The organism is Pseudomonas sp. RL, assembly GCF_000647775.1.
GTDB classification, from domain to species: domain Bacteria; phylum Pseudomonadota; class Gammaproteobacteria; order Pseudomonadales; family Pseudomonadaceae; genus Serpens; species Serpens flexibilis.
Genome location: NZ_JBOY01000010.1, coordinates 104,595 through 113,296, shown reverse-complemented (window position 1 = coordinate 113,296; position 8,702 = coordinate 104,595). Strand labels below are relative to the sequence as shown.

The 8,702-nt window shown below is 67.4% G+C and carries 8 protein-coding genes; 7 read left to right on the top strand and 1 reads right to left on the bottom strand.

The features are described 5' to 3' along the window. From AS93_RS0103175 to AS93_RS0103165, 3 genes are all read left to right on the top strand, one after another. Nucleotides 1-529: DMT family transporter (locus AS93_RS0103175; RefSeq protein ID WP_027589244.1), on the top strand; the 529-nt coding region annotated here is incomplete at its 5' end. A gap of 152 nt (nucleotides 530-681) precedes the next feature. Next, nucleotides 682-897, top strand: a complete 216-nt coding sequence (locus AS93_RS0103170) for a DUF2945 domain-containing protein (protein WP_027589243.1) — start codon at nucleotides 682-684, stop codon at nucleotides 895-897. After that, nucleotides 897-1,478 carry a DUF488 domain-containing protein gene (locus AS93_RS0103165; RefSeq protein WP_027589242.1) on the top strand — a complete coding sequence of 194 codons (582 nt, stop codon included), beginning with the start codon at nucleotides 897-899 and terminating at the stop codon, nucleotides 1,476-1,478. Before AS93_RS0103170 ends, AS93_RS0103165 begins: the two co-directional genes overlap by 1 nt. A 57-nt stretch (nucleotides 1,479-1,535) precedes the next feature. Here the strand turns inward: AS93_RS0103165 and plsB are convergent, their stop codons facing one another. Continuing rightward, nucleotides 1,536-4,028 (bottom strand): glycerol-3-phosphate 1-O-acyltransferase PlsB, encoded by a 2,493-nt coding sequence (plsB, locus tag AS93_RS0103160; protein WP_027589241.1) that lies wholly within the window; start codon nucleotides 4,026-4,028, stop codon nucleotides 1,536-1,538. A 233-nt stretch (nucleotides 4,029-4,261) separates the two neighbouring features. Between plsB and AS93_RS0103155 the strand changes: the two genes are divergently transcribed. From AS93_RS0103155 to AS93_RS0103140, 4 genes are read left to right on the top strand one after another with little or no spacing between them, the layout of a single operon-like run. Beyond that, nucleotides 4,262-5,185 (top strand): ATP-binding cassette domain-containing protein, encoded by a 924-nt coding sequence (locus AS93_RS0103155; RefSeq protein ID WP_027589240.1) that lies wholly within the window; start codon nucleotides 4,262-4,264, stop codon nucleotides 5,183-5,185. Then, a complete protein-coding gene (locus AS93_RS0103150; RefSeq protein ID WP_027589239.1) occupies nucleotides 5,182-5,916 on the top strand; it encodes an ABC transporter permease subunit in 735 nt (244 codons plus the stop codon). The genes AS93_RS0103155 and AS93_RS0103150 overlap by 4 nt, the downstream gene beginning before the upstream one ends. Nucleotides 5,917-5,919: 3 nt before the next feature. Beyond that, the gene (locus tag AS93_RS0103145; RefSeq protein WP_027589238.1) at nucleotides 5,920-7,746 is read left to right on the top strand and encodes a Gldg family protein; all 1,827 of its coding nucleotides are present in this window, start codon (nucleotides 5,920-5,922) and stop codon (nucleotides 7,744-7,746) included. After that, complete coding sequence (locus AS93_RS0103140; RefSeq protein ID WP_155956099.1) at nucleotides 7,746-8,630, top strand: DUF4340 domain-containing protein; 885 nt, start codon at nucleotides 7,746-7,748, stop codon at nucleotides 8,628-8,630. Before AS93_RS0103145 ends, AS93_RS0103140 begins: the two co-directional genes overlap by 1 nt. Nucleotides 8,631-8,702 lie beyond the last annotated feature (72 nt).

Genomic DNA, 8,702 nt, shown 5'->3' with positions numbered 1-8,702 from the left:
GGCTGCCTGGCGGCGCGGCGAGCGTCTCGGCCGCTGGCAGGCGGCGGGGCTGGTGCTGGTGATCGTTGGTCTGTTGGTGCTGTTGTTGCCGGGCGCCAGTGCCCCCGATCCGCTCGCCGCGCTGCTGATGCTGGGTTCTGGTCTGGCCTGGGCGCTGTATTCGCTGCGCGGGCAGGGTGCCAACGATCCGCTGGCGGCCACCGCTGGCAACTTCCTGCGCGCCACGCCGCTGGCGCTGGTCTTGAGCATCGTGCTGCTGGCCGATGCGCGCTGGGATGCCATGGGACTGTTTTACGCGGTGCTGTCCGGCGCCCTGGCATCGGGTGTCTGCTATGCCATCTGGTACAGCGCGCTGCGCGGGCTGACCGCCGTGCAGGCCGGCACCGTGCAGCTCAGCGTGCCGATCCTCGCCGCGTTGGGCGGCAGCCTGTTGCTGGCCGAACCTTTCACGCCGCGCCTGGCGCTGGTCTCCGTGGCGGTGCTGGGCGGCGTGGCGCTGGTGCTGCGTGCCCGGGCCGCCAAGCGCTGAGGCTCAACTTCGTGGCGGATGGCGGGTCGTAGGGTGGTCAACGTCACGTTGGCCACCAACCCGCCGGCACGGCGGACCAGAGCGAGAGCCCCGTAGGGTGGGGAAACTCGCGCAGCGATTTCCCGCCGAGCAGCCAATGGGAGGAGAGAGTCATGCCACCCCGATTCAAAGTCGGCGACCACGTCAGCTGGAACTCCGAGGCCGGCCGGGTAAGCGGGCGGATCACTCGCGTGCACACTCGCGACACCACGTACAAGGGCCACCCCCGCCATGCCAGCGCGGAGCACCCGCAATACGAGATCCAGAGCGACAAGACCGAGCACGTCGCCATGCACAAGGAAGACGCGCTGACCCGGCTCGACGACTGATGCCGGGCCGCGTCTGGACCATCGGCCATTCCAACCTGCCGGTGGAGCGCTTCCTGGCCCTGCTGGAACGGCACGGCATCGAGGCGTTGGCCGATGTGCGGCGCTTTCCCGGCTCGCGGCGCTGGCCGCAGTTCGGCGCCGAGGCGCTGGCGCAACGGCTGGCCGAGCGGGGCATCGAATATCAGTGGTTCGAAGAACTGGGCGGGCGGCGCCGGCCGTCGCCGGACTCGCCCAACGACGCCTGGCGCAACAGCGCGTTTCGCGGCTATGCGGATCACCTGGCCAGCGATGAATTCGCCACGGGTCTGGCACGGCTGCTGGCGCTGCTCGCGCGCAAACGCACCGTGCTGATGTGCGCCGAGGTGCTCTGGTGGCGCTGTCACCGTTCGCTGGTGGCGGATGTGTTGCAGGTGCGTGGATTCCAGGTGCTGCACATCCTTGGCGAGCAGCCGGCCACCGAGCACCCCTACACCGCACCGGCGCGGCTGTTCGAAGGCCGCCTGAGCTACCGCGAAGGGCAGGGGCGTCTGCTCAACGAGGCTGCGCGGCAGCGCGGCGAGCAGGGGAAATTGCCGCTGTGAAGGCGGCTGAGCGCGGTGCCTGTCCCCCTCTCCCATGAAGGGAGAGGGGAGGCAGGGTTACGGCTCGACGCTGTCCGGCTGCGGACTGCGCTGGCGATCCAGGGTGACCTGGCGGATCGACAGGCGCACCTCGGCGGGCAGCACGCGCTTCGCGACGCTTTCCACCAGCTCGCCCAGCTTGGGATGGTGGCTGAGCTTGCCCTCGGCGTCGGTGCGCAGCACACCCTGTTCCAGCAGCGTGGCGATGAAGTGGCGGAACAGCGTCTTGTCGAAGAACTCCGGGGCGTTCAGCCCATGCAGGATCGACAGGCGCTGGGCCATGACCGAGCACAGGCTTTCCAGCTCCTCGGCCGTCAGCGACTGCTGCGGGTGGTCGAGGATCAGCGCGATGGTCATGTAGAAGCGCTGCAGGGTCTGCACGATCGAGCGCGACAGCAGGGTGAGCAGCACGAATTGTCCGGAACTGGGCGCCGGGCGAATGAACACATCATCCTCGCGGCGCAGCAGCTGCATGTCGACAAAGGCGTCCAGCCACCGGTCGACCGCCGCCTCCAGCTCCTCGGCCTCGAAACGGATGAACAGCTCCGCCTGCAGGTACGGGTACTGCGCGCGGGTGTAGCGCAGGATCTGCTCGCGGCTGATGCGTCCGCTGTTCTGGAAGAAGCTGGCCAGCAGGGCGGGCAGGGCGAAGATGTGCAGCACGTTGTTGCGGTAGTAGGTCATCAGCACCGCGTGCTGTTCGTTCAGGTAGATGATCTCGCCGAGCGCATCGCGCTGGCTGTCGATCAATTCCATGTCCAGCACATGCTGGATCAGCGCCTCGCCATTGCCCTGCGGCACGGTGGTGTGCGGCGAGTAGGGCACCTGGCGCAGCAGCGTCTGGTAGGCCTCCAGTATGCTGGCCAGGCCGGGACGGTCGATGGCCAGCTTGCTGGTGGAGAGCATGACCATGGCCACCAGGTTGACCGGGTTGATCGCCGCCGCCTCGTTGATGTGGCGCGCCACCTCGGTGCCCAGCTGGTTGGTCACGCCGTTCAGCCATTCGGGACGGTAGTCCGGCCCGCCGCTGTTCTGGCGCCAGTCCGGCTGCCGGCGGTCGAGGAACTCGGCCAGACGGATCGGCTCGCCGAAGTTCACCGACACCTGGCCGAAACGCTGGCGCAGCGCGCCGAGTACGCGGAACAGGTCGCCGATGGACTCCTTCTTCTTCGCCGCGCCGCGCAGCTCGCCCAGGTAGGTGCGGCCCTCCAGGACGCGCTCGTAGCCGATGTACACCGGCACGAAGGCGATCGGCAGGCGGCTGGAGCGCAGGAAGCTGCGCAGGGTGATGGCCAGCATGCCGGTCTTCGGCTGCAGGGTGCGCCCGGTGCGCGAGCGGCCGCCCTCGACGAAGTACTCCACCGGGAAGCCCCGGCTGAACAGGGTGTGCAGGTACTCGTTGAACACCGCCGTGTACAGCGGGTTGCCCTTGAAGGTGCGGCGCATGAAGAAGGCGCCGCCGCGGCGCAGCAGTCCGCCGATCACCGGCATGTTGAGGTTGATGCCGGCGGCGATGTGCGGGGTGCTCAGGCCGTTGCGGAACAGCAGGTAGGAGAGCAGCAGGTAGTCGATGTGGCTGCGGTGGCAGGGCACATAGATGATCTCGTGGCCGTGGGCGATGTGCTTCACGCCGTCCACGTTGTTGACCTGTACGCCGTCGTAGATCTTGTTCCAGAACCAGGTCAGCACCAGCTCCAGGAAGCGGATGGCAGTGTAGGCGTAGTCGGAAGCGATCTCGTTGCCATAGCGCAGGGCGCGGGCCTCGGCCTTTTCCAGGCTGATGCCGTCGCGTTCGGCTTCGGCGGCGATGGCCTCGCGTACCAGCGGCGCATGCACCAGGCCCTTGACCAGGTTGCGCCGGTGCGAGATGTCCGGGCCGATCACGGCGGCCTTCTGGTTGCGGAAATGCACGCGCAGGATGCGGTGGGCCATGCGCTGGGTGCGTTCGGCACCCTTGCCCTGGCTGACCAGTTCGCGCAACTGGATCGGCGCGGAGAACTGCACGCGGGTCTTGCGACCGAGGAACAGGATGGTCAGCAGCTTGCGCAAGCGCCCTGTGACCGCCCAGCTGTCGGCGAACAGCAGTTTCCACGGGCTGGTTTCGCGTGACGGCGACTGACCCCAGTACACGCTGACCGGCACGATCTGCGCCTCGGCCAGCGCGTTCTGGCTGACCAGGGTGACCAGGCGGGTCAGGGTGGGTGCAATCACCGGCTTGCTGCGCCGGCCGAGCCAGCGCGACGGCGCGTCGAGGAAGAAGCAGGCTTCCGGCTCCTGGTGGCCCTCCATGGATACCTGGGCCAGCGGACGGGGCAGGGCATTCTTCCGGCATTCCTGCTCGACCACCATCAGGTCGCTCAGGGACGGACTCTGCAGCACGTAGAACACCGGCTTGCTGCGATCGAGGTCCAGTGTCAGGGCGGATTTGCCAATGGTCTCGGAGCGAACCCAGAGATACAGCAGGCGACGCAGGGTGCCGACAACCAGACGGCTAAAGGGAAGGCGGGGCATACGGGATTCAGGTCAAACGAGCAATTGCTCGGGAGGCGCTAGTGTGCCCCATGGCGGGGCGGTGGAAAAGCGTAAAACGCTGAAACGCAATGACCTTTGACAGGCGCGCGGACTGGTCGCTGGCGTCTTGCCAGTGCCGCCGGGCTGCTTCTATAGTCCGCCGTCATTTGCAGGCACGGGTGACGGGCCGCGCAGGCGCCTGGCACCCGCGACAACGGAGGGTTAATCAAGCCATGATCGAACTGCGCCAATTGACCAAGCGCTTCGCTCGGCACACGGCGGTCGACGCCCTGTCCCTGACCGTGCGCCCCGGCGAGGTACTGGGCTTTCTCGGCCCCAACGGGGCCGGCAAGTCCACCACCATGAAGATGCTCACCGGCTTCCTGGCGCCCACCTCGGGCACCGCCCTGATTCAGGGCTTCGATATCCAGACCCAGACCCGCCAGGCCCAGCGGCTGATCGGCTACCTGCCGGAAGGCGCGCCCTGCTACGAAGACATGCGCGTCGGCGCCTTCCTCGGCTTCATTGCCGAGGTGCGCGGCTACCGGGGCGAGGAGCAGCGTCGCCGGGTCGCCCGCGTGGTCGAGCAACTGGAGCTTGATCGTGTCCTGGGTCAGACCATCGACACGCTGTCCAAGGGCTTCAAGCGCCGCGTCGGGCTGGCCCAGGCAATCCTCCACGATCCGCAGGTGCTGATCCTCGACGAACCCACCGACGGGCTGGACCCCAACCAGAAACACCAGGTGCGCGAGCTGATCCGCGGACTGGCGGCGGACAAGATTGTCATCATCTCCACTCACATCCTCGAAGAAGTCGGCGCCCTGTGCTCCCGCGCGGTGGTGATCGCCAACGGCCGGCTGGTGGCCGACGACACGCCGCTGGCCCTGGAACGTCGCTCCCGCTATCACCAGGCGGTGACCCTGGTCAGCGATGAGGCGCTGGACAGCGAGGCGCTGCGCGCGCTGCCCGGCGTGGCGGGCATCGAGCGCAACGCCCGCGAGCACAGCCTGACGCTGCTGGCCGCGCCGGGGCAGGTGATCTATCCGCAGGTCAGCGAACTGATCCGCCAGCGCGGCTGGGTGGTGCGCGAGCTGGACGTCGAGCGCGGCCGGCTGGATGAAGTGTTCCGCAACCTGACCCGGGGAGAGGCGGCATGAGGCAGTTGTCGGTGATCTTCAAGCGTGAGCTGGCCAGCTACTTCGCCACGCCGCTGGCCTATGTGTTCCTGATGATCTTCCTGGTGCTGTCCGGGGTGTTCACCTTCTACCTGGGCGGTTTCTATGAGCGCAACCAGGCCGATCTCACCGTGTTCTTCGGTTTCCATCCCTGGCTGTACCTGTTCCTGGTCCCGGCCATCGCCATGCGCCTGTGGGCCGAGGAGCGCAAGTCCGGCACCATCGAACTGCTGATGACCCTGCCGATCAGTCGTGCCGAGGCAGTGGCCGGCAAGTTCCTCGCCGCCTGGGTGTTCGCCGGGTTGGCGCTGCTGCTGACCTTCCCCATGGTGCTGACCGTCAACTACCTGGGCGAGCCGGACAACGGCGCCATCCTCACCGGCTACCTGGGCAGCTGGCTGCTGGCCGGCAGCTACCTGGCGGTGGGCGGCTGCATGTCGGCCCTGGCGCGCAACCAGGTGATCGCCTTCATCCTCGCGGTCAGCGTGTGCTTCCTGTTCATCGTCAGCGGCTTCCCGATGGTGCTCGACCTGTTCAGCGCCTGGGCGCCGCAGGGGCTGGTCGACGCGGTGGCCTCGCTGAGCTTCCTGGTGCGTTTCGACGCCATCAGCAAGGGCGTGATCGACCTGCGCGACCTGTTGTATTTCCTCAGCTTCATCGCGGCCTGGCTGGCTGCGACAGCGGTGGTGATCGATCTGAAGAAGGCGGACTGACCCATGAAACGCATCCTGTATTCCGGACTCGGGCTGCTGCTCATCGCCGTGGCATTCCTGCTCTTCAACGGCCTGTCCGGCGCGCTGCTGAGCGGCGCGCGACTGGATCTCACCGAGCAGAAGCTCTACACCCTGTCGCCGGGTACCCGGCAAATCCTCGCGTCGCTCGACGAGCCGCTGACCCTGCGCCTGTTCTATTCCGACCAGGCCACCGGCGAGCTGCCGGCGCTGCGCAACCAGGCGCGGCGTGTCGAGGAACTGCTACGCACATACGTGCGTGCCGCCGATGGCAAGCTGAGCCTGCAGGTGATCGATCCGCAGCCGTTCTCCGAGCAGGAGGACGAAGCGGCCCAGGCGGGCCTGCAGGCGGTGCCGCTGAATACCTCCGGCGACCAGGTCTATTTCGGCCTGGTGGCCAGCAATGCGCGCGGCGACCGGCAGGTCATTCCGTTCTTCGCGCTGGATCAGGAGGCGTTCCTCGAATACGAGATCAGCCGGCTGATCCATGTTCTTGTGCGACGTGAGCTGCCGGTGGTGGGTGTGCTGTCCGGGCTGCAGCTCAATGGCGGCTTCGACATGCTGGCCCGCCAGCCCACCGCGCCCTGGATGATCATGGAGGAGATCCGCCAGCTGTTCCGCATCGAAAGCCTGGACGCCGAACTCGACGAGATCCCCGAGCATGTCTCGGTGCTCATGCTGGTACACCCCAAGCAACTTTCGCAGCCGACGCTGTATGCCATCGACCAGTTCGTGCTGCGCGGCGGCAAGCTGCTGGCGTTCGTCGACCCCTACAGCGAGGCGGATACCGGCACTGGCTTCCCGGGCGAGGAGATCGAGCGCGCCTCCAGTCTCGACCCGCTGCTGGCCGCCTGGGGTGTGCGCCTGGCACCCGATCAGGTCCTCGCCGACGGCGGCTACGGCATGACCGTAGGGATGGGTGCGGGCCGTGCGGTGCGCCATCCGGCCTGGGTCAGCCTGCCGTCCGAGGCAGTGGATCCGGAGGATGTGGTCACCGCCGGCCTGGAGGCGGTCAACCTGGCCAGCGCCGGTCTGCTCGAACCCCTGGCGGGCGCCAGCACCCGTTTCACGCCACTGCTGCGCAGCTCGCCGCTGAGCATGCCGGTGGACGCCAAGCGCCTGGGCGTGCTGGGCAATCCCGAGGAGCTGCTGCGCGACCTGCGGCCGGACGGCCAGCGCAAGGTGCTGGCCGCCCGCATCGAAGGGCCGGCGCGCAGTGCCTATCCCGAAGGCATCGAAGGTCGCAAGGACGGCCTGCAGGAGGCCGGGCGCATCGACCTGATCCTGGTGGCGGATACCGACCTGCTCAGCGATCACCTGTGGGTGCAGGTGCAGCAGTTCTTCGGTCAGCGGGTGCCGCAGCCGTTTGCCGACAATGCCGGCTTCGTTGTCAACGCGCTGGACAACCTGGCCGGCTCCCCGGCCCTGATCAGCGTGCGTTCGCGCGGCCGTTACCAGCGCCCGTTCGAGGTGGTGCAGACGTTGCAGCGCCAGGCGGAGACGCGCTTCCTGGAACAGGAACAGCGCCTGCAGCAGCGCCTGGCGGAGACTGAGCGCCAACTGGCGGAGCTGCAGCGCCCGGCGGATGATGGACAGCTGCTGGAACTGAACGCTGAGCAGGAAAAGGCGGTGCGCCGCTTCCTCGACGAGAAGCTGCGTATCCGCAAGGAACTGCGCGAGGTGAATTACCAGCTCAACGCCGATATCGAAGCCCTGGGGCGGACGCTGAAGTTTCTCAATATCGCCCTGGTGCCGCTGCTGCTGACGCTCGGTGCGCTGGCAGTGTGGTTCTGGCGTCGGCGGCGGGCCTGATGAAGCCCTGGCTGGCGCTTGCGCTCTTGCTACCGTTTGGCGCGCTTGCCGCGCCGGCGTCGTCCTGGACGGCGCGGCTGGCGGAGCTGGATGGGCTGGAAGTGCACCGCGCAGGGTTGCCACCCGTCCGCCTGGCGCGCGAGAACGAACGCTGGGTACTGGTCGACAAGGCCGGGTACCCGGCCGACCCGACACTGGTGCGGACCTTTCTGGCCGCCCTGGCCAGCGCGCAACCCCTCGAGCACGTGGCAGCCGAGGCAGTGCCTCGCGACATCCGCATCACCTTGCGCCATGGCGAGGCCGTGGAGTCGCTCCACCTGGCGAGCGAAGCCGGCCAGGAAGGACGCCTGCTGTATCGAGGAGACGAGCTCCGGCCGTGGCGGGTGGACGGCGTGCTGCCGTTGCCACTGCAGGAGTTGCACTGGCTGGATCGCCGGCTGATCGCCGTTCCGCCCGCCGAGATACGTGAACTGCAGTTGCACAAGGCCAACGGATCGCAGCTGGTGTTCTTCCGGCACGGCGATGCGCCGATGCGCCTGGAGCAGTTGCCTGGCCGGCAGGTACCGGATGCGCGGGCGCTCGACGAGCTGCTGGCGGTCTTCGCCGATCTGCGTTTCAGCGAGGTGGTGCCTCAGGACCAGCTGGCCTTCAGCAAGCGCCCCCGGCTGCGCTTCACCCTGCGTACCCAGGCGGGCGCAAGAGTCGACGGTGCGGTTTATCGTCACAGAAGCTTCCACTGGCTGACCCTTTCTCAGGGCAGCAGCCTGCCGGAGGCGCAGTGGTGGGGACGGGCCGGTTGGCTGTATCGACTTGAATCCTGGCAAGTTTCCTTGCTGGAACGCGAACTGGCTGCCTACAGCGGGCAACGGCAGTCAAGGCATTGAGCCAGCAAGTTGGCCAAAAGGGGTCTTTTCAGAGCAGGCGGTTTCTTTATACTGCCCGGGCGGTCCGCTCTG

What these genes read in the sequence shown, in the direction of transcription:
- AS93_RS0103170 (WP_027589243.1), top strand. Translation starts at nt 682, where the DNA reads ATGCCACCCCGATTCAAAGTCGGCGACCACGTCAGCTGGAACTCCGAG.
- AS93_RS0103165 (WP_027589242.1), top strand. Translation starts at nt 897, where the DNA reads ATGCCGGGCCGCGTCTGGACCATCGGCCATTCCAACCTGCCGGTGGAG.
- plsB (WP_027589241.1), bottom strand. Translation starts at nt 4,028, where the DNA reads ATGCCCCGCCTTCCCTTTAGCCGTCTGGTTGTCGGCACCCTGCGTCGC.
- AS93_RS0103155 (WP_027589240.1), top strand. Translation starts at nt 4,262, where the DNA reads ATGATCGAACTGCGCCAATTGACCAAGCGCTTCGCTCGGCACACGGCG.
- AS93_RS0103150 (WP_027589239.1), top strand. Translation starts at nt 5,182, where the DNA reads ATGAGGCAGTTGTCGGTGATCTTCAAGCGTGAGCTGGCCAGCTACTTC.
- AS93_RS0103145 (WP_027589238.1), top strand. Translation starts at nt 5,920, where the DNA reads ATGAAACGCATCCTGTATTCCGGACTCGGGCTGCTGCTCATCGCCGTG.
- AS93_RS0103140 (WP_155956099.1), top strand. Translation starts at nt 7,746, where the DNA reads ATGAAGCCCTGGCTGGCGCTTGCGCTCTTGCTACCGTTTGGCGCGCTT.